The 23,580-nt window shown below is 73.5% G+C and carries 18 protein-coding genes; 15 read left to right on the forward strand and 3 right to left on the reverse strand.

Annotated elements, in window-relative coordinates; genetic code table 11:
* Nucleotides 1-8: 8 nt before the first annotated feature.
* Together AB0M99_RS18355 and AB0M99_RS18360 are read right to left on the reverse strand one after the other, a co-directional pair.
* Nucleotides 9-1,334 carry a M48 family metalloprotease gene (locus AB0M99_RS18355; protein ID WP_365921553.1) on the reverse strand — a complete coding sequence of 442 codons (1,326 nt, stop codon included), beginning with the start codon at nt 1,332-1,334 and terminating at the stop codon, nt 9-11.
* Nucleotides 1,327-2,064: a hypothetical protein gene (locus AB0M99_RS18360; protein WP_365921555.1), complete on the reverse strand. Its 738-nt coding sequence runs from the start codon at nt 2,062-2,064 to the stop codon at nt 1,327-1,329. The genes AB0M99_RS18355 and AB0M99_RS18360 overlap by 8 nt, the downstream gene beginning before the upstream one ends.
* Before the next feature lie 169 nt (nt 2,065-2,233).
* On the opposite strand from AB0M99_RS18360, the gene AB0M99_RS18365 reads away from it, so the two are divergent.
* From AB0M99_RS18365 to AB0M99_RS18380, 4 genes are all read left to right on the forward strand, one after another.
* Nucleotides 2,234-2,812: a CGNR zinc finger domain-containing protein gene (locus tag AB0M99_RS18365; protein ID WP_365921776.1), complete on the forward strand. Its 579-nt coding sequence runs from the start codon at nt 2,234-2,236 to the stop codon at nt 2,810-2,812.
* A 219-nt stretch (nt 2,813-3,031) separates the two neighbouring features.
* Nucleotides 3,032-5,350 carry a UvrD-helicase domain-containing protein gene (locus AB0M99_RS18370; RefSeq protein ID WP_365921557.1) on the forward strand — a complete coding sequence of 773 codons (2,319 nt, stop codon included), beginning with the start codon at nt 3,032-3,034 and terminating at the stop codon, nt 5,348-5,350.
* Between the two features lie 436 nt (nt 5,351-5,786).
* Entirely contained in the window at nt 5,787-7,211 is a 1,425-nt protein-coding gene (locus tag AB0M99_RS18375; RefSeq protein ID WP_365921559.1) for an NAD-dependent malic enzyme, read from the forward strand.
* A 320-nt stretch (nt 7,212-7,531) separates the two neighbouring features.
* Nucleotides 7,532-7,813 carry an HU family DNA-binding protein gene (locus tag AB0M99_RS18380; protein ID WP_007264399.1) on the forward strand — a complete coding sequence of 94 codons (282 nt, stop codon included), beginning with the start codon at nt 7,532-7,534 and terminating at the stop codon, nt 7,811-7,813.
* Between the two features lie 133 nt (nt 7,814-7,946).
* Here AB0M99_RS18380 and murA read toward each other — a convergent pair whose 3' ends face one another.
* Complete coding sequence (gene murA, locus AB0M99_RS18385; RefSeq protein WP_365921561.1) at nt 7,947-9,290, reverse strand: UDP-N-acetylglucosamine 1-carboxyvinyltransferase; 1,344 nt, start codon at nt 9,288-9,290, stop codon at nt 7,947-7,949.
* A 275-nt stretch (nt 9,291-9,565) separates the two neighbouring features.
* On the opposite strand from murA, the gene AB0M99_RS18390 reads away from it, so the two are divergent.
* From AB0M99_RS18390 to AB0M99_RS18440, 11 genes are all read left to right on the forward strand, one after another.
* The gene (locus AB0M99_RS18390; RefSeq protein ID WP_365921563.1) at nt 9,566-10,126 is read left to right on the forward strand and encodes a YqgE/AlgH family protein; all 561 of its coding nucleotides are present in this window, start codon (nt 9,566-9,568) and stop codon (nt 10,124-10,126) included.
* Between the two features lie 29 nt (nt 10,127-10,155).
* Nucleotides 10,156-10,440, forward strand: coding sequence for a DUF3039 domain-containing protein (locus AB0M99_RS18395; RefSeq protein WP_280915257.1), 285 nt, complete (start codon nt 10,156-10,158; stop codon nt 10,438-10,440).
* A 159-nt stretch (nt 10,441-10,599) separates the two neighbouring features.
* On the forward strand, nt 10,600-12,252 hold the full coding sequence (locus AB0M99_RS18400; RefSeq protein ID WP_365921566.1) for a beta-N-acetylhexosaminidase: 1,653 nt from the start codon (nt 10,600-10,602) through the stop codon (nt 12,250-12,252).
* A gap of 272 nt (nt 12,253-12,524) precedes the next feature.
* Nucleotides 12,525-13,400 carry an FAD binding domain-containing protein gene (locus AB0M99_RS18405; RefSeq protein ID WP_365921568.1) on the forward strand — a complete coding sequence of 292 codons (876 nt, stop codon included), beginning with the start codon at nt 12,525-12,527 and terminating at the stop codon, nt 13,398-13,400.
* A complete protein-coding gene (locus tag AB0M99_RS18410) occupies nt 13,397-15,328 on the forward strand; it encodes a 2Fe-2S iron-sulfur cluster-binding protein (protein WP_365921570.1) in 1,932 nt (643 codons plus the stop codon). The genes AB0M99_RS18405 and AB0M99_RS18410 overlap by 4 nt, the downstream gene beginning before the upstream one ends.
* A gap of 104 nt (nt 15,329-15,432) precedes the next feature.
* Nucleotides 15,433-17,685 (forward strand): xanthine dehydrogenase family protein molybdopterin-binding subunit, encoded by a 2,253-nt coding sequence (locus tag AB0M99_RS18415; protein WP_365921778.1) that lies wholly within the window; start codon nt 15,433-15,435, stop codon nt 17,683-17,685.
* 59 nt (nt 17,686-17,744) lie between these two features.
* The gene (locus AB0M99_RS18420) at nt 17,745-18,167 is read left to right on the forward strand and encodes a hypothetical protein (protein ID WP_365921572.1); all 423 of its coding nucleotides are present in this window, start codon (nt 17,745-17,747) and stop codon (nt 18,165-18,167) included.
* 44 nt (nt 18,168-18,211) lie between these two features.
* A complete protein-coding gene (locus AB0M99_RS18425; RefSeq protein WP_365921574.1) occupies nt 18,212-19,477 on the forward strand; it encodes a hypothetical protein in 1,266 nt (421 codons plus the stop codon).
* A gap of 33 nt (nt 19,478-19,510) precedes the next feature.
* The gene (gene mycP / locus AB0M99_RS18430; RefSeq protein WP_365921576.1) at nt 19,511-20,671 is read left to right on the forward strand and encodes a type VII secretion-associated serine protease mycosin; all 1,161 of its coding nucleotides are present in this window, start codon (nt 19,511-19,513) and stop codon (nt 20,669-20,671) included.
* A gap of 32 nt (nt 20,672-20,703) precedes the next feature.
* Nucleotides 20,704-21,096 (forward strand): hypothetical protein, encoded by a 393-nt coding sequence (locus AB0M99_RS18435; RefSeq protein WP_365921578.1) that lies wholly within the window; start codon nt 20,704-20,706, stop codon nt 21,094-21,096.
* Nucleotides 21,097-21,122: 26 nt separating this feature from the next.
* Nucleotides 21,123-23,447, forward strand: a complete 2,325-nt coding sequence (locus AB0M99_RS18440; RefSeq protein ID WP_365921580.1) for a hypothetical protein — start codon at nt 21,123-21,125, stop codon at nt 23,445-23,447.
* Nucleotides 23,448-23,580 lie beyond the last annotated feature (133 nt).

Below are 23,580 nucleotides of genomic sequence, written 5' to 3' on the forward strand. Positions count from 1 at the left end.
TCTGGCGTCTAGGGCGTCAGCCAGCTGCCGACCGGGTCGACCACCAGCAGCGCCAGCAGGAGCAGCGCCGGTACGGCGGTACGGCGCAGCCGGCCGGCCGGGCCGGGTGCGGTGCCGGTGCCGGTGCCGGTGTCGGTGCCCGCGGGCGTGCCCGTGCCCGCGTCGGTGCCGAACGTGCGGGGCCGGACGCGGAAGCTGCTGTTCGGGTGGCGGGACTGCATCCGCCCCAGCCATCCGCACAGCACCAGTCCCGCGTAGCAGAGCGCCGTCGGCACCGTGGCCCCGCCGAACTCGTTCAGCGCGAACTGCAGCAGGACGACCACCCAGCCGACCAGCAGCACCGGCTGCTCCCAGGTCGCGTACGACCCGACGACCTGCACCGGGCGGGCCAGCGCACGCCTGCGCCAGGGCCAGCTCGGGTGCGTGTGCCACGGCAGGGTGACCCACCGCCACCACGGCACCGGCCGCTCCCAGACCGCCGGATCCGCGCCCTGGTCCACCGCGTCCAGGTCCGCGCACAGTTCGCGGCTGCGCAGGATCTCGGTGTGGGTCGCGTAGGCCAGCGCGGCGAGCAGCGCGAGGAGCTCCGCCTCGCCGCCGGGGTCGAGGCCCTCGCCCGGCCAGGGCGCGGGGGCCGCGGCCAGCCGGTAGGTCAGGATCGCGTGCGGCACCGCGACCGTGAGGAGGAAGGCCCACCACAACGCCCGGGCCGCACAGCCCAGTTCCACGTCCCGGTTGCGGATGTGGGCCAGCTCGTGGAGGACCACCGCCTCGAAGTGCCGGGGGTCCGAGGTCAGCAGCGGCCTCAGGCCCGCGTTGACGCACACCGTGTACCGTCCGGCCGCGCCGAAGGTCACCGCCGTCGCCGACATGCGCAGCGGTGCGACGAGGAACCTCGGGAGCGGCTGCACCCCCGAGCGCAGGCACAGGCCCCGCAGGGCGAGGTCGAGCGCCGAGCCGCGGCCGACCGGCACCATCCGGCCCGTCCACCGGCGCCACGCCGGCGTGACCAGGAAGAGCAGGAGGGCCGCGGCGGCCAGGACCGCCCCCGCCCACAGCGCGGGTGGCAGCGCGGCGTCCGCGAGCAGCCGGCCGTAGTGCGCCGCCGTCCGCGGCCGCACCGGCCGCAGCTCGCGCAGCGGCAGGCCCCCCAGGCCCCGGGCTTCGGGGGTGGCGAGGAACGCCTCGTACAGCGCGCCCGAGCGCCGGGCGCGGGCCGAGCGCATCCGCAGGCCGACCGCGACCACGAGGAGCGCGAGGAGGAACAGCGCCGACCGGCGGGTCGACCCCTGCCCCAGGACCCGCTGGTCCTGCCGGGCGAGCGGCTCACGCACCCGCCGAGGGCCCCGCCGCCGGCCCTTCCGCGGGCCGGGCCGCGGTCCCGGGCGAAGGCCCTTCCGCAGGTCCGGCCGCGGTCCCGGGCGAAGGCCCTTCCGCAGGTCCGGCCGCGGTCCCGGGCGAAGGCCCTTCCGCGGGCCCGGCCGCGGTCCCGGGCGAAGGCCCCTCCGCAGGTCCGGCCGCGAGACCGGACGCAGATCCCGCCCCGGGGCCGGCCGCGGGGCCTTCCGCAGGCCTGGCCGCGGGTTCCGCCGCGGGGCCGGGCGGAGGGGGTGTCGGCCCGGTGGCCAGGTGGGACACCACCGCGTCCGCCAGGGCGTCGGCGCGGTGCGGTTCCACGCCCGCGGCCAGCGCGCGCTCGCGCACCTGCGTGCGTACCGCGTCGAACTGCTCCGGCAGCAGTACCGGGACCGCGGCGGGCTCCGCCACCGGCCGCCGCAGCACCCGCCGCAGCCACGGGCGGGCCGCACGCCCGGCGCCGTCCACCGCCGCGGCCGCGCCCCGCTGCGCGACCTCGGTCACGACCAGCCACACCACGGGCGCGACCAGCGCCGCCACCTCGGCCGCGCCGAAGCCGAGCGGGTCGCGCCGCTCGCGCCTGCGCCGGAACAGCCGCGTGACCTGTGCGTCGTTCAACGCGGCCGTCCCGTCCAGCAGTTCCAGCTCCTCCGGGGCCTGCTGCGCGAGGATCTCCCGGACCAGCCGGCGTACGTTCCGCGGCTGCATGTGCGTCCTCCCCTTCGCCACCGGCCGGCATTGGTCGGCACCGGCCGTCACCGACCGGTCCAACGAGCCGGGGCGCCGGCACGGCACGCCGTCCGCGTACGGGGGCTTCCGCCGCGGAGCGGCTACGGGCACTCTGGGGGCACGCCCCAAGAGGGAGGCGGTGACGGGCATGTGGTTCGACTCCGGGCGGGTCTGCCTGGACCTGGTGGCCACCTTCGGGTCCCGCGGGGACGTCGAGGGCGCCGAGGGGATCCGGGACGGCGACGAGCTGCGGCTGTGGCTCGTCGGGACCGGGCTGGTCCCGGGCCGGACGCCCCTGAACCAGATCCAGACCGACTGGGTCCAGGCGTTCCGGGCACTGCGCGCCGACGTGGAGAGCCTCGTACGGGCCGAGCTGGCCGCGGCGGGGCCCGACGGGGACGCGCTGGCCCGGGTCAACGCGGCGGCCGCCGGTCCGCCCCCGGGACTGTGTGCCGTACCGGACCAGGAGGGGCACCTCGTACGGGAGTTGTGCGGCGGGGTGGAGTGCGGGGCGCTGCTCGCCGCTGTGGCCCGGGACGCCGTGGAGCTGCTCACCGATCCCGGCGACCGGGCGCTGCTGCGGGCCTGCGAGGGGGAGGGCTGCTCCCGGGTCTACCTGGACACCTCGCGCGGACACCGGCGGCGCTGGTGCTCCAGCGAGCTGTGCGGCAACCGCGAGCGGGTGGCCCGGCACCGGCGCAGGGTCCTGGCGGCCCGCCCCGGGTAGCCGACGCCCGGCCGGAGCCCGCCGACCGCACGCCGCGAGCCCGCCGACCGTGCGCCGCGAGCCCGCCGACGCCCCGCCGGAGCCCGCCGCGGGCGGTTCCGGGCGGTTCGGGCAGTGATCTTCGTCGTGATCCGCGGACGTTCCCGGAACGGGCGTGCGGACAGGGGGCCGGTTCGCGTACGGTTGACGGTCGCCCATGCACGTCAGAAGGGGGCCTTGGTGGCCGCGCAGAATGCCGCTGTCGACAGCACGGCGGATTCCGTCCGCGATCGGGAGATCGCGGTCGAGCAGACGCATCTCGACCAGGTGTACCGACGCCTTGAGGAGAAGATCCACGAGGCCGAGTTCCTGATGAACGACGCCGCCAAACGTGGCCAGGTGGGGACGCCCGGCGCGCTCGCCGAGCGCGACGCGCAGGTCTTCCGCGCCGGCATCCACCTCAACCGGCTGAACAACGAGTTCGAGGACTTCCTCTTCGGCCGCATCGACCTGGTGCTCGGCAAGGACGGGGAGCGCGGGCCCGACGGCGCGTACACCTCCGTCGAGCCGGCCGACGACGCGATCCGCGCCGACCTCACCGCCGACATCGCCGAGACGCTGCACATCGGCCGCATCGGGGTACTGGACTCCGACTACACGCCGCTCGTCATCGACTGGCGCGCCCCGGCGGCCGCGCCGTTCTACCGCTCCACGCCCAAGGACCCCGGCCGCGTCGTGCGCCGCCGCGTGATCCGCTCCAAGGGCCGCAAGGTGCTCGGCGTCGAGGACGACCTGATGCGCCCCGAGGTCACCGCCTCGCTGAACGGGCAGGAGCTGCCCGCCATCGGCGACGGGGCCCTGATGGCCGCCCTCGGGCGGGCCCGTACGCACTCGATGCGCGACATCGTCTCCTCCATCCAGGCCGAGCAGGACCTCGTCATCCGGGCCCCCGCCGCCTCGGTCGCCGAGGTCGCGGGCGGGCCGGGCACCGGCAAGACCGCCGTCGCCCTGCACCGCGCCGCGTACCTGCTCTACCAGGACCGGCGCCGCTACTCCGGCGGCATCCTGATCGTCTCCCCGACGCCGCTGCTCGTCGCGTACACCGAGGGCGTGCTGCCCTCCCTCGGCGAGGAGGGCCAGGTCGCCATCCGCGCGCTCGGCTCGCTCGTCGACGGGGCCGAGGCGACCACGTACGACGATCCGTCGGTGGCCCGCGTCAAGGGCTCCTCCCGCATGCTCAAGGTCCTCCGCAAGGCCGTACGGGGCACCCTGGAGCTCGGCAACGCCCGCGGCCCCGCCCCGGACCGGCTCCGGGTGGTGGCCTTCGGCCGGCGCCAGGAGCTGGAGGCCGACGAGCTGAACCGGATCCGCCAGAACGTGCTCGGCGGCACCGCCCCCGTCAACCTGCTGCGCCCGCGCGCCCGCAAGCTGCTCCTCGACGCGCTCTACGCGAAGTCCGGCGGGGCCGGCCGGCACAGCGACCCGGAGCTGGCCGCCGAGCTGCGCTCCGCGTTCGACGAGGACATCTCCACCGAGGACGTGTTCATCGACTTCCTGAACGCCTGGTGGCCGGAGCTGACCCCGCGCGCGGTGCTCGCCGCGATGGCCGACGAGCGCAAGCTCGGCCGCTGGTCGCGCCGGGACCTGAACCCGCGCGAGACCCGGCAGCTGGCGCGCTCGCTGCGCCGGGTGGGCCCGGACGGCAAGGGTCCCCTGTCGGTGCACGACGTGGCGCTGCTGGACGAGCTCCACCAGCTGCTCGGCGCCCCGGCCCGGCCCAAGCGGAAGCGGGAGATGGATCCGCTGGACCAGCTGAGCGGGCTGGAGGAGCTGATGCCGACCCGCGAGGAGACCCAGTGGGAGCGGGCCGAGCGGCTCGCGGCGGAGCGCACCGAGTACGCGCACGTCATCGTGGACGAGGCGCAGGACCTGACGCCGATGCAGTGGCGGATGGTGGGCCGCCGGGGCCGGATGGGCACGTGGACGGTGGTCGGCGACCCGGCGCAGTCCTCGTGGACGGATCCGGACGAGGCGGCCGCGGCCCGCGACGAGGCCCTGGGGTCCCGGCCGCGCCGGCGGTTCACCCTGACGGTGAACTACCGCAACCCGGCGGAGGTCGCCGAGGTCGCGTCCCGGGTGCTGCGCCTGGCGATGCCGGGCATGGAGCCGCCCACGGCGGTGCGCTCCACGGGCCTGGAGCCCCGTTTCGCGGCCGCGGAGGGGGATCTGGGCGCCGCGGTGCGGGAGGAGACCCGGCGGCTGCTGGAGCAGGTGGACGGCACCGTCGGCGTGGTCGTGGCCATGGACCGGCGCGCGGAGGCCGCGGGCTGGCTGGCCGACCTGGGCGACCGGGCCGTGGCGCTGGGCAGCCTGGAGGCCAAGGGCCTGGAGTACGACGCCACCGTGGTCGTCTCGCCGGCGGAGATCGCCGAGGAGTCCGCGGCCGGCCTGCGCGTGCTGTACGTGGCGCTGACGCGTGCGACGCAGCAGCTGACGGTGGTCTCGGCCGGCCGGGACCGGCCGGGCCCGGACGGGGTCCCGGAGCTCCTGAGGCCGTAGCCGCGGGGCGTACGTCCGGATGGCCCGCGGCCATGAGGCTGGTGAGTCGAGGTCAACTTCCGGGAGGGGGATCACTTCCGGCGAACCTTTGTTAGCCTGGTGAAGGCACCGACTCGATCCAAGCCCCCGGGCCCAACCTTCGTCGCTCAGAGCGACCACTTGCCGCGAGGCGAGCATGGCGGGTCGGTGTCATAGTCATGGAAAACAGGTCTGCCCCCTCTGCGGAAGCGGAGGGGGCAGACCTGTTTTGCGTGTCCGGAAAGGGTTCCGAGACACCTGGAAATCTCGTATGGTGGAAGAGTCTTTCCGAAATTTGTAGCTGGTTACCTTGTACTGGCTGGTAGGTGGGACGATCGGACAACAGGTCCTGCCACACCTGCCGTGTGACAGGTCCCTGTATGTACAGAAAAACCAGGGACAGAAGAGGAACACGGCCATGGCAACGGCGCCCAGCGTCTCGTACTCGATGACGGTCCGCCTGGAAGTGCCCGCGAGCGGAACCGCGGTCTCCCAGCTCACCACCGCCGTGGAGTCGTCCGGTGGCTCGGTCACCGGCCTCGATGTGACGGCCTCCGGCCACGAGAAGCTCCGTATCGACGTCACCATCGCCGCGACCTCCACGGCGCACGCCGACGAGATCGTCGAGAAGCTGCGGGGGATCGAGGGCGTCAGCCTCGGCAAGGTCTCCGACCGCACCTTCCTGATGCACCTCGGCGGCAAGATCGAGATGGCGTCCAAGCACCCCATCCGCAACCGCGACGACCTCTCGATGATCTACACCCCGGGCGTGGCCCGCGTGTGCATGGCGATCGCCGAGAACCCCGAGGACGCACGCCGTCTGACCATCAAGCGCAATTCCGTCGCAGTCGTGACGGACGGGTCGGCGGTGCTGGGCCTCGGCAACATCGGCCCGATGGCCGCGCTGCCCGTCATGGAGGGCAAGGCGGCCCTCTTCAAGCGCTTCGCCGGCATCGACGCCTGGCCGATCTGCCTCGACACCCAGGACTCCGACGAGATCGTCGCCATCGTCAAGGCCATCGCCCCGGGCTTCGCCGGCATCAACCTGGAGGACATCTCCGCGCCGCGCTGCTTCGAGATCGAGGCCCGGCTGCGCGAGGCCCTCGACATCCCCGTCTTCCACGACGACCAGCACGGCACCGCGATCGTGGTCCTCGCCGCCCTCACCAACGCACTGCGCGTGGTGGGCAAGGCAGTTGGCGACGTCAAGGTCGTCATGTCGGGCGCCGGCGCCGCCGGTACCGCGATCCTCAAGCTGCTCCTCGCCGCCGGCGTCAAGAACGCGGTCAGCGCCGACATCCACGGCGTCGTGCACGCGGACCGCCCCGACCTGGTCGACGCGGACGCCGACTCCCCGCTGCGCTGGATCGCCGACAACACCAACCCCGAGGGCTACACCGGCACCCTGAAGGAGGCCGTGGTCGGCGCCGACGTCTTCATCGGCGTCTCGGCCCCGAACGTGCTCTCCGGCGAGGACGTCGCCGCGATGGCGGAGGGCGCCATTGTGTTCGCGCTCGCGAACCCGGACCCCGAGGTGGACCCGGCCGTCGCCCGCCAGACCGCCGCCGTCGTGGCCACCGGCCGCTCGGACTTCCCGAACCAGATCAACAACGTGCTGGTCTTCCCGGGCGTCTTCCGCGGCCTGCTGGACGCCCAGTCCCGCACGGTGAACACCGGCATGATGCTGGCCGCCGCGAGCGCGCTGGCCGACGTGGTCGGCGAGGACGAGCTGAACGCGAACTACATCATCCCGTCCGTCTTCAACGACAAGGTCGCCGGCGCGGTCGCCGGAGCCGTCCGCAGGGCCGCCTCGGCCGCCGCGACGGGCGGCACCTCCGCCTGATCCCCGGCGCGTCGCGGGATGCGGGCCCGGTGGGCCCCCTCTAGGGTTGCGGAGATGCCCGCGTGGCCCGCGGTCCGCGTCCTCGGCCTCCATCCGGATGCCGTCCGGTGCGGACGGAGCGTCACCGCGGCGTGACTGTGGCGCTTTTCGTGTGACCCTGGCGGGTGCCGGATTGGCTTTCCCGCCGGTGGTGGGGGCAGGATGCGTAACCGGGCGAGAGGGTCTGACGTTCAGACCCGGGTCCGGGGACTGTCCGAGGGCCCTGGCAGCATCGGCTTCGATCTCACGCCTCTAAGGCAAGTTGAACACGGGAGTACAACATGAACCGCAGTGAGCTGGTGGCCGCTCTGTCCGAGCGCGCCGAGGTGACCCGCAAGGACGCCGACGCCGTTCTGGCCGCGCTCGCCGAGACCGTCGGCGAGATTGTCGCCAAGGGCGACGAGAAGGTCACCATCCCCGGCTTCCTGACCTTCGAGCGCACCCACCGTGCCGCTCGCACCGCGCGCAACCCGCAGACCGGCGACCCCATCCAGATCCCGGCCGGCTACAGCGTGAAGGTCTCCGCGGGCTCCAAGCTCAAGGAAGCCGCCAAGGGCAAGTAGTCCCGCCCTTGTGCCGGGGGCCTCAGGGGCCCCCGGGACGGCAGAGGAGTACGCAGTACGGCGAAGGGCGGCCACCCCGTGGGGTGGCCGCCCTTCGGCCTGTCCGGGCCCCTCACGGGCCCGGACGGGGATGTCAGACGAGGTCGCCGTTCGGCAGCTCGACCTTGGCGCCGAGCTCCACGAGCTTCTCCATGAAGTTCTCGTAGCCGCGGTTGATCAGGTCGATGCCGTGGACGCGCGAGGTGCCCTCGGCGGCCAGCGCCGCGATCAGGTACGAGAAGCCGCCGCGCAGGTCGGGGATGACCAGGTCGGCGCCCTGCAGCTTGGTGGGGCCGGAGACGACCGCCGAGTGCAGGAAGTTGCGCTGCCCGAAGCGGCAGGCGCTGCCGCCCAGGCACTCCCGGTAGAGCTGGATGTGTGCACCCATCTGGTTGAGTGCAGAGGTGAAGCCCAGGCGGGACTCGTAGACCGTCTCGTGGACGATCGACAGGCCCGTGGCCTGGGTCAGCGCCACGACCAGCGGCTGCTGCCAGTCGGTCTGGAAGCCGGGGTGGACGTCGGTCTCCAGCGCGATGGCGTTGAGCGGGCCGCCCGGGTGCCAGAAGCGGATGCCGTTGTCGTCGATCTCGAACGCCCCGCCGACCCGGCGGAAGGTGTTCAGGAAGGTCATCATCGAGCGCTGCTGGGCGCCGCGCACGTAGATGTTGCCGCCGGTGGCCAGGGCCGCGGAAGCCCAGGAGGCGGCCTCCAGGCGGTCCGGGAGCGCCTTGTGGTTGTAGCCGCCCAGCCGGTCGACACCCGTGATCCGGATGGTCCGGTCGGTGTCCATGGAGATGATGGCGCCCATCTTCTGCAGTACGCAGATGAGGTCCTCGATCTCCGGCTCGACGGCGGCGTTGCTGAGCTCGGTGACGCCCTCGGCCAGGACGGCCGTCAGCAGCACCTGCTCGGTCGAGCCGACGGACGGGTAGGGCAGGCGGATCTTGCAGCCGCGCAGGCGCTGCGGGGCCTCCAGGTACTGGCCGCCCTCGCGCTTCTCGATGGTCGCGCCGAACTGGCGCAGCACCTCGAAGTGGAAGTCGATCGGCCGGCCGCCGATGTCGCAGCCGCCCAGGCCCGGGATGAAGGCGTGGCCGAGGCGGTGCAGCAGCGGGCCGCAGAAGAGGATCGGGATCCGCGAGGAGCCCGCGTGGGCGTCGATGTCGGCGACGTTCGCGCTCTCGACGTGCGAGGGGTCGAGGACCAGCTCGCCCGGCTCGTCGCCCGGGCGGACCGTCACCCCGTGCAGCTGGAGCAGCCCGCGCACGACCCGGACGTCACGGATGTCGGGGACGTTGCGCAGCCGGCTGGGCTCGCTGCCGAGCAGGGCCGCGACCATCGCCTTCGGTACGAGGTTCTTCGCGCCGCGGACACGGATCTCGCCCTCGAGCGGGGTTCCGCCGTGAACAAGCAGTACATCGTCGCTGATGCCGGTCATGAATCTCGCGTTCCGGAGAGGGGTGGGCAGGGGGACCAGTGAAAAGGGTAAGGGGCACCACCCCCCTGTTCGTATGGCTGACGTGGCCGTAGGACTGTCATGAATTCGCCACAACACCCTCGGTGCCCGCCCCATGGCGGAGTGTCGCGTTCCGCGCAGGGCCGCAACAACCGGCCGCGCGCGCTCCGTACTGCTGCCGTGCGCCCCTGAGCTGCACACAACCCGATATCTCCGCCCACTCCCCCTGAAGGGCGAATGTGCGAGATCATGTCGCCATGACCGAGGTGTCCTCCCTCACAGGGCGGCTGCTCGTGGCCACCCCCGCCCTCGCGGACCCGAACTTCGACCGCGCGGTGGTGCTGCTGCTCGACCACGACGAGCAGGGCTCGCTCGGCGTCGTCCTCAACCGGCCCACGCCCGTGGGCGTCGGCGACATCCTGCTGCCGTGGGCCCCGCTGGCCGGTGACCCGGGGGTGGTGTTCCAGGGCGGCCCGGTGGCACTGGACTCGGCGCTCGGCGTGGCGGTCATCCCGGGCGAGGAGGGGCCACTCGGGTGGCGCCGGGTGCACGGGGCGATCGGCCTGGTCGACCTGGAGGCCCCGCCGGAACTGCTGGCGGCGGCGCTGGGCGGCCTGCGCATCTTCGCGGGCTACTCCGGCTGGGGCCCGGGGCAGCTGGAGGACGAGCTCGGCGAAGGAGCCTGGTACGTCGTGGACTCCGAGCCCGGCGACGTGTCGTACCCCGACCCGCAGCGGCTGTGGCGCGCGGTGCTCCGGCGCCAGCGCAGCGAGCTGGCGATGGTGGCCACCTATCCGGACGACCCGTCGCTGAACTGACCCGCCCGGGGATCGGTACCCTGGCCTGTATGAGCACTCTTGAGCCCGAGCGCGGGACTGGTACGGGGACCCTCGTAGAGCCGACGCCGCAGGTGTCCCACGGCGACGGCGACCACGAGCGCTTCGCCCACTACGTCCAGAAGGACAAGATCATGGAGAGCGCGCTCGGGGGAACCCCCGTCGTCGCGCTCTGCGGCAAGGTCTGGGTGCCGGGCCGCGACCCGAAGAAGTACCCGGTCTGCCCCATGTGCAAGGAGATCTACGAGTCCATGGGCTCGGGCGGGGACAAGGACAAGGGCGGCAAGGACAAGTAGTCCGGCCCCCCTCGGTCGGGACCAAGGCCCTCGGACGCGCTGTGCGCGTCCGGGGGCCTTTGCCGTGCCCGGGCGGCGGGCTAGGGTCGGCGGCGTAAGCGCCATGTGAAACGCCCGTTGCGCATGCTGCAACGGCCGGGACCTGGAGGGGTCGAGGCCATGCCCGAGTTGATTCCGGAGCCGCGGTACGCGCGGTTCGGCCACGACGCCGGCGTCTGCACGCTGGAGGACCCGGTGCTCGCCGCCGCCCCCGGCGCCGGGGGCACCGCGCGCTGGCTGCGCCGGGAGCTCGGCGCGGCCACCGGCTGGGAGCTGCCCGCGCAGGCCCGGGGGCAGGAGGACGGGGGGCGCGGGGTGATCCGCCTCGCGCTGCGCCCCGACCTCGTACGGAGCGTCGGTGCGGAGTCGTACGAGGTACACGTCACGGACGGCGGCGTACTGCTCGAAGGCGCCGACCCCGCCGGGCTCTTCTACGCCGCCCAGACGCTGCGTCAGCTCCTCGGCCCCGAGGCGTACCGGCGCGCGCCGCTGGCCCCGGGCCGCGCCTGGACGCTGCCGGTGGGGGACCTCCTGGACGGCCCCCGCTTCGGCTGGCGCGGGATGATGCTCGACGTGGCCCGGCACTTCACGCCCAAGGACGGCGTGCTGCGGTACATCGACCTGCTCGCCGCGCACAAGCTGAACGTGCTGCACCTGCACCTGACGGACGATCAGGGATGGCGGGTCGAGATCAAGCGCTATCCGAGGCTCACCGAGGTCGGCGCCTGGCGGGCGCGCAGCCGCTGGGGGCACCGGGCCTCGCCGCTCTGGAACGAGACCCCGCACGGCGGCTTCTACACCCAGGACGACATCCGCGAGATCGTCGCGTACGCCGCCGAACGGCACGTCCGGGTGGTCCCCGAGATCGACGTGCCGGGGCACTCGCAGGCCGCCATCGCCGCGTACCCGGAGCTGGGCAACACGGACGTCGTCGACACGGCCGCGCTCGGGGTGTGGGAGGACTGGGGGATCAACGAGAACGTGCTCGCGCCCACGGAGGCCGTCCTGCGGTTCTACGAGGGGGTCTTCGAGGAACTGCTGGAGCTGTTCCCGGCCGAGGTCTCGCCCTTCGTGCACATCGGCGGCGACGAGTGCCCCAAGGCGCAGTGGAAGGCGTCGGCGGTCGCCCAGGAGCGCATCGGCGAGCTGGGGGTGGACGGCGAGGACGGACTGCAGTCCTGGTTCATCCGGCACTTCGACAACTGGCTGTCCGGGCGCGGGCGCAGGCTCATCGGGTGGGACGAGATCCTGGAGGGCGGCCTGGCCGAGGGGGCCGCCGTCTCCTCGTGGCGCGGCTACGCGGGCGGGATCGCCGCCGCCGAGGCCAGCCACGACGTGGTCATGTGCCCCGAGCAGCAGGTGTACCTGGACCACCGTCAGGCGGCCGGTGCGGACGAGCCGATGCCGATCGGGTACGTGCTCTCGCTGGAGGACGTGTACCGGTTCGAGCCGGTGCCGCCGAAGCTGTCGCCGCAGGCCGCGGCCCACGTGCTGGGGGCGCAGGTCAACGTGTGGACCGAAGTGATGGAGAACCAGAGCCGGGTCGACTACCAGGTGTTCCCGCGGCTGGCGGCCTTCGCGGAGGTCGTGTGGTCACGGCTGCCCGAGCCCGCGGAGCGCGACTACGCGGACTTCGAGGCGAGGATGGGGGCGCACTACCGGCGCCTGGACGCGCTCGGGGTCGACTACCGGACGCCGGGCGGGCCGTTGCCGTGGCAGCGGCGGCCCGGGGTGCTCGGGCGCCCGATCGAGGGTGCGCCCCCGAACGTGTGACACGTGCGGGGCGACAGGAACCGGAACTCTGTTCACTTTTCCTCCTGTACGGGGGAAAACGGGCGATAGGGGAGGGGTCCGGCGAAGGCGGCGCGAGGGCCCGGGACGGCAGCCGGAACCGAGCCCGAGCGCGAGTGGGGAACCCCCGGCCGACCCTCGCGCCGGGTGCCGTGGAAGATGTGCCAGAGTTGCCACGTCCCGGCGGTGAGGACGTACCGTACGGCGGACAGGCGTGAGCGCCGGGACCGGGACATCGGGAAGGGGCAGCTGGGTTGACCACGCACGCACCGCAGGCGGCGCAGTCCGTGATGCTGCCGGCCTCGCTCGACGAGGCCGTGGCGGCGCTCGCCGCCATGCCCGCCGCCGTGCCCGTGGCGGGCGGCACCGACCTCATGGCCGCCGTCAACGCCGGGCTGCTGCGGCCCGCCGCGCTGGTGGGCCTGGGCCGGATCAACGAGATCCGCGGCTGGCAGTACCAGGACGGGCACGCACTGCTCGGCGCGGGCCTCACCCACGCCCGGATGGGGCGGCCCGACTTCGCCGCCCTGATCCCGGCCCTGGCGGCCGCCGCGCGCGCCGCCGGGCCGCCGCAGATCCGCAACGCCGGGACGCTCGGCGGGAACATCGCCACGGCCGCGCCGACGGGCGACGCGCTGCCCGTGCTGGCCGCGCTGGAGGCCGTGCTCCTCATCGTCGGACCCGGCGGTTCGAGCCGCGAGATCCCGGTGTCGCACCTGCTGGCCGGCCGCGAGATGCTGCGGCCGGGCGAGCTGATCGGCTTCGTGCGGGTTCCGCTGCTGCACGCGCCGCAGGTCTTCCTGAAGGCCACGGGGCGTACGGGTCCGGGGCGCGCGGTGGCGTCCGTGGGGCTCGTACTGGATCCCGCGCGCCGGGGTGTGCGCTGTGCGATCGGCGCGGTCGCGCCGATGCCGCTGCGGCCGCTCGAAGCGGAGCAGTGGGTGGCGTCGTTGATCGACTGGGACGGGGAGCGGAGCCTGGCCCCGGAGGCGCTGGAGGCCTTCGGCGAGTACGTCGCGGCCGCGTGCGTGCCCGACCAGGGGGAACCGGTGGCTCCCGGCGTACTGCATCTGCGGCGGACGGTGGCCGTGCTGGCACGGAGGGCCCTGGGGAGGGCGCTGACCTCATGAGTGAGAACGAGATCGAGAACGTGAGTGGTGGCAGCGGTCCCGCGTGGGGCTGGGAGCCGGTGCCGCACGGCGGCGAGTACGACTCCGACGCGACGGCCTTCGTGAAGCTGCCGCAGGACATGCTGGACGCGCTCGACACCGGGGAGCCGCTGGCGGCCCCCGGGCACGGGTACGTGCCGCCGCCGATGATCGTGCCGCTGGGTTCCGCGAGCACGGATCCGGCGGCGACCGGGACGTGGACGATTCCGGTGCAGTGGCCGGAGGCCGGGGCCGCCGCGCCCGCGGACCCGGCGCCCGCGGCCGCGCCCGGGCCGGCTCCCGTGCGCGGGCCGATCCCCGCGTCGGTGCCGATCCCCGCGTCGGTGGCGGCGGCGTTCGCCGAGCAGGTGGCGCCGGTGGAGCACGCCCCGGTGGGCGGCGAGCCGGAGCCGGGTTCGGGCGCCGTACCGGGTTCGGGTGGCGGGTCCGATCTCCCGCTGGACGTCGACCCGGGGGCGACCGCCGAGTGGCGGTTCCCCGAGGCCGCGTCGGGCGAGTTCCACACGGGCGAGTTCCAGACGGGGGAGTTCCACACCGGCGAGTTCCAGACGGGCGAGTTCCGCACGGATGAGTTCGGTACGGGCGAGTTCGGTACGGGCGAGTTCCGTACGGGCGAGTTCCGCACCGGCGCCCTGGCGGCCGACTGGAGCCAGGCCCCGGCGACGCTGCCCGGCGGGGCGGCGGCCCCGTGGGCGAGCCACCCCGACTTCGAGGCGGGCCAGGGCCCGGAGCTGAGCTCGGGCGTGCTGCCCGGGGCTCCCGCGGCCGGCGCCCCGTTCCGCGGGCCGCGCGTGCTGGGCGGGCCCGGCGTGGGCACCCCGCTGCCCGGACCGGAGCCGGAGGGGGAGCCGGTGCGCCCGGCCCCGCACGACATCGAGGCCGTCCACGGTCCCGCCGAGCCCCTGGCGACGGGCGAGCGCCCGCACCCGGGGACGGAGGCCGGGCCCGAGGCGGTGCCCGGCCCGGAGACGGCGCCGGGGCCCGGGGCGACCGACGGGCACGGCTTCGTGGTGCCGCCGGTGGAGGCCGTGGCCGAAGCCGAGGCCGAGGTTGTGGCCGGGGTCGAGTCCCAGGTCGAGGTCGAGGTCGAGGTCGACGCCGCGGTGGTGGCCGACGCCGAGGTCGCGGTGGTGGCCGGGGTCGGAGCCGAGGCCGAGCCCGCTCCGGGTGAGGACGCCGCCGACCGTGCTGTCTCGGCGGGCGAGGGGGACGCCGGCGAAGGGGTCCCCGGCGCCGGGCCGACGTACGAAGAAGAACCGGAAGCCGCGGCCGTCGCCCATCACGAGCACCCGCTGGCCTCCTACGTGCTGCGCGTCAACGGCGCCGACCGCCCCGTCACCGGCGCCTGGATCGGCGAGTCCCTCCTCTACGTGCTGCGCGAGCGCCTCGGCCTCGCCGGCGCCAAGGACGGCTGCTCGCAGGGCGAATGCGGCGCCTGCGCCGTGCAGGTCGACGGCCGGCTGGTCGCCTCCTGCCTGGTGCCGGCGGCGACGGCCGCGGGCAGCGAGGTGCGCACGGTCGAGGGGCTGGCCACCGACGGGGAACTGTCGGACGTGCAGCAGGCGTTGTGCGGGTCGGGTGCGGTGCAGTGCGGGTTCTGCGTGCCCGGCATGGCCATGACCATCCATGACCTGCTGGAGGGCAACCACGCCCCCACCGAGCTGGAGACCCGGCAGGCCCTGTGCGGGAACCTCTGCCGCTGCTCCGGCTACAAGGGCGTCATCGACGCGGTGCAGGAGGTCGTGGCCGGGCGCGAGGCGGCCGCCGCGGCCGCCGCTGCCGCCGCCGAGAACGCGACCGCGCCGGCAGCGACCGAACCGCGCATTCCGCATCAGGCCCCGCCCGGTGAGGGCGGCATCCACGGCAGCCACAACGGAGGCACGGCGTGAGCGGGCAGGACGCGACGGCGACGACGGCCGCGGCAGGGGGATCCACCACGGTGGTCGCCACTCCGGCGGCCGCGGCAGCCGCGGCACAGGCCTCGGAGCAGGAGGTGCTGCGCGGGATCGGGGTCTCCGTCCCGGCCGCGGACACCCGCGCCAAGTCCGAGGGCACCTTCCCCTACGCCGCCGACCTGTGGGCCGAAGGCCTCCTGTGGGCCGCCGTGCTGCGCTCCCCGCACGCCCACGCCCGGATCCTGTCCATCGACACCTCGGCCGCCGCCGAGATGCCCGGCGTGCGCGCCGTCGTCACCCATGCCGACGTCCCCGGCGCCGCCACGCACGGCCGCCGCATCGCCGACCGGCCGGTGTTCGCGCACGACGTGGTCCGCCACCACGGCGAGCCCATCGCCGCCGTCGCCGCCGACCACCCCGACACGGCGCGGCTCGCGGCCGCCGCCATCGCGGTCGAGTACGAGCTGCTGGACGCGGTGACCGACCCCGAGCAGTCGTTCGGGGCGCCCGCCCTGCACCCCGACGGCAACCTGATCCGGCACATCCCGCTGCGCTACGGCGACCCCGAGGCCACCGGCGAGGTCGTCGTCGAGGGCCTCTACCGCATCGGCCGCCAGGACCCCGCGCCCATCGGCGCGGAGGCCGGGCTGGCCGTCCCGCGGCCCGACGGCGGAGTGGAGATCTACACCGCCTCCACCGACCCGCACAACGACCGCGACCTGGCCGCGGCGTGCTTCGGTCTGGAGCCCGACCGGGTACGGGTCGTCGTGACCGGCGTGCCGGGTGCGACGGCAGACCGCGAGGACGCGGCGTTCCAGCTGCCGCTCGGGCTGCTGGCGCTGCGTACCGGCTGCCCGGTGAAGCTCGCCGCCACCCGCGAGGAGTCCTTCCTCGGCCACACCCACCGCCACCCGACGCTGCTGCGCTACCGCCACCACGCGGACGGCGAGGGCCGGCTGGTCAAGGTCGAGGCGCAGATCCTGATGGACGCCGGCGCGTACGCCGACGCGTCCTCGGAGTCGCTGGCTGCGGCGGTGGCGTTCGCGTGCGGCCCGTACGTCGTCCCGCACGCCTTCGTCGAGGGCTGGGCGGTGCGTACGAACAACCCGCCGTCGGGCCACGTCCGCGGCGAGGGCGCCATGCAGGTCTGCGCCGCGTACGAGGGCCAGATGGACAAGCTCGCGGTCGCCCTCGGCATCGACGGCGCCGAACTGCGCATGCGCAACGTCCTGGCCACGGGCGACCTGCTGCCCACGGGCCAGACGGTGACCTGCCCCGCACCGGTCGCCGAACTCCTGCGCGCGGTACGCGACTTCGAGCTCCCCTCGCTCCCGAAGGACACCCCGGAGGAGGAGTGGCTGCTCCCCGGCGGCCTGGAGGGCGCGGGCGAGCCGGGCGCGGTGCGGCGCGGGGTCGGCTACGGCGTGGGCATGGTCCACATGCTCGGCGCGGAGGGCACCGACGAGGTCTCGACGGCGACGGTCAAGGTCGTGGGCGGGGCGGCGACGGTCATCTGCGCGGCCGTCGACACCGGCCAGGGCTTCTCCACGCTGGCCCGCCAGATCGTCCAGGAGACCCTGGGCGTCGACGAGGTGGTCATGGCCCCGGTCGACACCGACCAGCCCCCGGCGGGCCCGGCGGCGCACGGCCGGCACACGTGGGTCTCGGGCGGCGCGGTGGAGCGGGCCGCGAAGATGGTCCGTACGCAGCTCCTCCAGCCGATGGCGCACAAGCTGGGCATGTCCACGGAACTCCTGCAGATCGCGGACGGCCGCATCACCTCGTACGACGGGGCCTTCTCCACGACGGTGGCCGAGGCCATGGAGGGCAAGGAACTCTGGGCGACGGCCCAGTGCCGCCCCCACCCGACCGAGCCGCTGGACGGGGACGGCCAGGGCGACGCCTTCGTGGGCCTGGCCTTCTGCGCGATCCGCGCGGTGGTGGACGTGGACATCGAGCTCGGCTCGGTGCGCGTGGTCGAGCTGGCGGTGGCGCAGGACGTCGGCCGCGTGCTCAACCCCCGCCAGCTGGAAGCCCGTATCGAAGCCGGCGTCGTCCAGGGCGTGGGCGCGGCCCTGACGGAGAACCTCCGTACGGTTTCGGGGCTGGTGCGCCACCCCGACCTGACGGGCTACGCCCTGCCGACGTCGCTGGACGCCCCGGCGGTGCGCATCGTCAAGCTGGTGGAGGAGCGCGACGTGGTGGCGCCGTTCGGCGCCAAGGCGGCGAGCGCCGTCCCCGTGGTCACCTCCCCGGCGGCCATCGCCTCGGCGGTCCGGGCGGCCACGGGGCGTCCGGTCAACAGGCTCCCGATCCGGCCGTCGGCGGCGGTCGCGGTACCCGGCTCGTAACCGTACGTGTCGGTCCCGTTCGCTAGAGTGATCAGCGCTGCGAGCGGGGGAGGCCGTCGATGGTGGCAGTGGACGGGGTGCGCCTGCGGGCGCTGGAGATCGAGTTCGAGTCCCTCAAGGACTACAGGACGACGATCGACGACCTGCTGCTGAAGCTCGACGGATCCCCGGCCGACGACCGGCGACTGGCCCGGGCGGCCCTGCCGTCGGGCACGCTGGGTCAGGGCTTCGCGGAGGCGGACGCGCTGTTCACGGCGTACCACGCGGTCCAGGAGCGGTTACGGGGCCTGTCGAGGTCCCTGGCGGGGCAGATCGAGGCCCTGGGCCTCGCGATCCTGTCGGCCGACGGGGGCTTCGCCGCGATGGACGACGAGGCCAGGCGGCGCATGGCGGCCATCGCGAGGCAGGCGCAGGAGGACTACGTCGCGGAACGTGATCCGCTGGCGCGGCCGGGCCGGAGCACGGCGGGGGGCCGGCTCTGATGGTGACGCACTTCGACGGGTACTCGCACCGGCAGCTGTGGAACATGGTCGCGGCGCTCGACCCCGGGACGGTGGAGTCGCGGGCCGCCCAGTTGACGTCGGCCGCGGCCACGATCAAGGAGATCGGCGAGGCCCTCAAGACCCACCGGGTCCGGGGCTGGGAGGGCGAGGCGGCCCAGGCCTTCCGGGACTGGGCCGGCCGGGCGGGCAGCGCGACGCTGCGGCTGGGCGAGTACAGCGCGGCGGGCGGCGAATGGATGAGCCGCGCGGGCCAGGTGATGTACGAGGTCAAGGGCGCCGGCGGGGTCCCCGCGTACGACCCCGCGACGGCGGCGGCCCTCAGGGCCGACGTCGAGGCGGCCCGCGCGCTCCACGACGACCCGGAGGCCCAGCGGGCCGGCCGCGAGGCGTGGTCGAAACTGACGGCCGACCACGGGCGCGCGACCGCGGGCCTGAAGAAGCTCGCGGAGGCCTACGAGCAGTCGGCGCAACAACTCGCCCGCGCGGAAATCCCCACGTTCCCACCGCTGCCGGCGGCGTTCGTACCCGCGGGGTATGCCGTCGAGGTGCAGGACGCCGCACGTTCTACGGCTCGTGGGGGTGAGGGTGGGGGTGAGGGTGAGGGTGGGGGTGGTGCAGGTGGTAGCGGTGGTACCGGGTCGGACGGGTCCGGCCGGGTGGTCGGGCATCGGCCGGCAGCCGACACCATGCCCGGGCCGCGCAAGGGGCTTGGGGACGTGAGGGCGCCGGAATTACCGGATCGCGATGCGGGTGGTGTCGATCTCGCCGGCGTCGGGGCACTGCCCGGCACGCCCGTGTCTCCGGCTCCGGCTGCGACCGTTCAGACGTCAGAGGTTCCCGTCAGCAACGGCGGTGGATTCACCCATGGCGGTGCACTTCCGGGCGCGGCTGCCCCTCGTGGCAGGGCAGGCAGCACGCCTCCGCGGGACACGGGGATCGTGGGCGGCCGCCCGGTGGTGAGTGGCGTGCCGAGTGCGGGCATCCCGCGCGGCACCGTCGTCGGCTCCGAAGGCACGCAGGTCGGCGGTCGCGGCACGGGTGGCGGAGGGCTCCAGCAGGGTGTGGGCAGTCACTCGACCACTGGTGGCCGGCCGTTCACGCAGGGCGGCTCGGGCCTCGTGCGCGGCAATCCGGGGGGCGGGGCCGCGATGGGGCGGGGCGGCGCGGGGGCTCATGCGCCCAGTAGGCGGCAGGGTCCACAAGGCGGCGAACGCCGCCCCGGTTGTCCGGCCGAGGACGAAGAGACCTGGCAGGGCAGCCGTCGTGTTGTTCCGCCGGTGATCGACTGAGTGGAACGGACGTCACACGGGATGCGTATGCGTATGCGTAGGACGGTTTCCGCCCTCGTGGGCCTGCTGCTGGCAGGAGTCGCCGTGACTCCGGCCCATGCCGAGACCGTACGGGAACGGCAGTGGCATCTGGACGCCATGAAGGCGGAAGACATCTGGAAGGTCAGCACGGGCAAGGGCGTCACTGTCGCCGTGATCGACAGCGGTGTCGCGCGCGTCTCCGAGCTGGACGGCCAGGTCGTCGCAGGCAAGGACTTCGCGACGTCGAACGAAGGTGACGAGCGCACGGACCTTGAGAATCACGGCACTTCCATGGCCGCGATCATCGCCGGCACTGGAAAGCACTCCAGTGGGGACGGAGCGTTCGGGTTCGCGCCCGGTGCCAAGATCCTGCCGATCCGCGTCCCGCACGGTGACGACCCCCGCAACCCGGCCTGGACCGAGGCGATTCGGTATGCAGCCGACACGGAAGCCAAGATCATCAGCATCTCCATGGGCACCGCGACGGAGGACCCGGCGCGGGTCGAAGCCGTTGAGTACGCCCTCTCCAAGGGGAAGCTGATCTTCGCGGCCGCCGGCAACGACGGGGATGCCGGGAACACCCTTCGCTTCCCGGCCGCGACGCCCGGCGTGGTGGGTGTCGGGGCGGTCGACCGCGAGGGCGTCGCGACCGCCGAGTCGCAGCACGGTCCCCAGGTCGACGTGTCCGCCCCCGGCATCGACATCCTTGCGGCCTGCACGGGCAGGACCGGGGTCTGCACGAGCCACGGCACCAGCGACGCCACCGCCCTCGCCTCCGCCTCGGCGGCACTGCTCTGGTCCGCCCACCCCGACTGGACCAACAACCAGGTGCTCCGCGTCCTGCTCAACACCGCCGGCAAGCCCGTGGACGGGGTCGAGCGCAACGACTACGTCGGTTACGGCGTCGTCCGCCCCCGGATCGCGCTCCCCACCCCGGGAGACCCCGGCCCGGCGGACGTGTACCCGCTGCCGGATCTCGCGGCGGCGGCCGAAGCCAAGTCGCCCCCGCCGTCGTTGAGCAGCGCGGCGGTGCCCGCGGCGCTGCGGGCCGAGGCGGAGGGCCTCGACGGCGGCGGGAGCGATCGCCTCCCCTGGACCGCCCTGGGACTGACGGCCTGCCTGCTGATCGGCGGCGCCGTCACGGCGGTCGTCGTCCGGCGCGCGAACCGCTGAAGGCGCCCGACACGTAAGGAGAAGCGCACGCGATGTCCTTCGACGAGGAATGGTCCGCCGCACGGGCCACGGCCGCCACCCCCAGGCCCACCCCCAGCCCCCGCGCCGACCTGGAGCTCAACCAGGACCACATCGGAGCCGTCGGCAGCGAGGCGTTCAAGCTCCACCAGCGGCTGCACACCGACGGCAAGCACGCCGCCACCGCCACCGCCGAGGCGGCGGGCGCGCTCGCCAGGGAGAACTTCGCCAGCGGCGCCGCCCTGCTCAAGGCCGGCACCCGCTGGGAGAGCCAGGTGAAGACCCTGGTCGCCGCCTGCGCGAACATCTCCAACGGCCTGAACTACTCCCTCGCCTCCCACGCCAGGGAGGAGAAACAGCTCCAAGCCGAGTTCACCTCCTCCAAGATCGACACGCTGCTGAAGTGAAGTGAAGTGAAGTGAAGTGAAGTGACGTGCTGACGTACGACAACGTGATGAACGCCCCCGTGGACAAGCTCCAGACCGCCGTCAGCGACTGGCAGGCGCTGGCCACCAAGCTCGAAAGACTGGCCGAAGCCGCCCGCAACGGCATGAAGGCCAAGTCCGACAAGGCCGAGTGGAGCGGGGTCACGGCCGGCGTGGCACGGCAGTTGGTCGACAAGACGGCCAAGGAGTTCCAGGACGCGGCCGAAGAGGCCAAGGGCATCCACCGGGTGCTCACCGAGGGCCACGCCACGTTCAAGTCCTCCCGCGAGAAGCTCCGCAGGATCACCGAGCAGGAGGCCCCCGCCGCGGGCTTCCGGGTCGACGGCAAGGGCGTCGTGTCGGCCGCGCCCCTCGCGACCGACGAGGAGAGGTACTCGGCGCGCCACGACCCCGACTACCAGGAGGCGATCCGGGTCAACCGGCCGCTGTGGCAGGCCAGGGTCGACGCGATCGTCGACGAGTGCGCCGACGTCGACCAGTCGCTGGCTCGCGCCCTCAACACGAACGTCGCCGAGGACCGCAACTTCGGCGCACCCAGGTACGCCGGGCTCGACGCCGAACAGGCGGCCCGGGCCTGCGGCCTCGCCAGGAAGGGCCGCGGCCTCACGCACGCCGAACTCGTCGAGCTCAACGAACTGCTGGCGGACAACGCCGAGGTCCCGGAGTTCGCGGCGAAGTTCTACGAGACGCTCGGCCCCAGGGGCGCGCTCGAATTCTTCGGCCGCCTGGCCACGGACACGTACGACTACTCCGAACTCGACGAGCAGCGCCTCAAGGACGTCCGGGAGCTCCAGAAGAACCTCGGCCTCAACCTCGCCACGGCCACCGCGTCCACGGCGGAGCCGCACCTGCCCGACAGCTTCGCGCAGGAGCTGCGCAAGCTCGGCACCCAGCACATCCCGCTGACCAGGTACGACCAGAACCCGCCGTACGGGTACCAGTTGCTCGGCGGCATCATGCGCTACGGGAACTACGACCCGAAGTTCCTGCTCCCCATCGCCGAGCACGCCACCCAGCTCCACGCGAAGGACCCGGACCTCTTCGGCGGGACGCGGCACCTGAACGGCCGCGGCAGGGGCACGCTCAACCCGTCCGGCATCAACGGCGCCGGCTACGACCCGGTGGTCAGCTTCCTGGAGGCCCTGGGCCACAGCCCGGCCGCGGCAAGGGAGTTCTTCGACCCGCAGCGCCCGCCGCAGGCGTACGCCCACGACGGCACGCAGCGCCCGGGCCCGGCCGACCTGGGCAGGGGCGCGGACAAGCAGCCGATCACCGGCTACCTCGACTTCTTCGCCCACGAGAAGTACCACTTCACCACCGACACCGACGGCCCCAACCCCGACCGGGCCCACACCTACACGCCGGACGCCCTGGGCCACGCCTTGGAGGCGGCGACGCTGGGCCACGCCTGGGATGACGCCTCGCCGAGGCTGGCGCGGGATGGGACCACGGCGAGCATCATGCAGGAGGTCGTCTCCAAGTACGGCGGCGATGCCGCACTGCTAAAGCGCCAGGAGTCAATGGCGGACAGTCTCGGGCGCATGGGCGCGGGCTACATCGACGACCTCAACCGGAGTTTGGCCGAGAACGATCCGACGAGCGTCTTTGCGCAGGTCGCCCGCGGCCATGCGTCGTTCGAGAAGGACGATGCGCACAAGTTCCTGAGCAGCCTCGGGCAGCATCCGGATTCCTACCTCACCATGTCGCACGCGGAGTCCGTCTTCCAGGCCTCGGTATTGGAGTCCCAGGTGGGGTCTGGCGGAAAGCTGAACCAGAGCGGCCTGATGGAGGCTGCCCGAACCGGTGGAGAGTTCCAGGGGATTCTGGACGAGTCGCGCAGCAAGCAGATCGATGCCGATGCAGAGAAGTGGACCAAGGACTACGAGAAGGCCTTGGAGGAGCGCTCCGGTTGGATCGAGTTCGGCACCACGGCGGGCATCGCTGCAGGCGTCGCGTTCCTGCCGGCCACCGCGGTGGCTGCCGGAGCGGCTGCTGTGGTCGTGCCACTCGCCGTCGGCACCGGCAGCGGAGCGCTGGAGCAGATCGCGGGAGATGTGATCGGGGACTGGTCGGAAGCCGAGAGGGAGCGCAGGAAGGAAGAGGTAGAGGGTGAGGCCCACGAGGATAAGGCGACTGTGTACCAGCAGGGCGAGGATCTGGCCCGCTCGCCCGTGCGCCGGTTTCTGGAGCACCACCCGGTCGGCCCGGAGGACCCGCTTGACGAGGTTCTGCGGCACTCCGTGCTGGTGGGCTATGACCACGGGTGGGGCATCGAGCGGCACAGGGGCAACGAGCCCCAGGTGCGGAAATAGGTGGTCGCGTGAGTCTCTGGGGCGTGGGCAGGATCGCGGGGCGAGCGGTCGGGGTGATCGCTGCTGTGTTGGGGGCCGGGATGCTCATCTCGGGGTGCGTCGGAGGTGAGGAACCACCCGCTGGGCCGACCGA

This window comes from Streptomyces sp. NPDC051183 (assembly GCF_040682455.1).
In the GTDB taxonomy this organism is placed as follows: domain Bacteria; phylum Actinomycetota; class Actinomycetes; order Streptomycetales; family Streptomycetaceae; genus Streptomyces.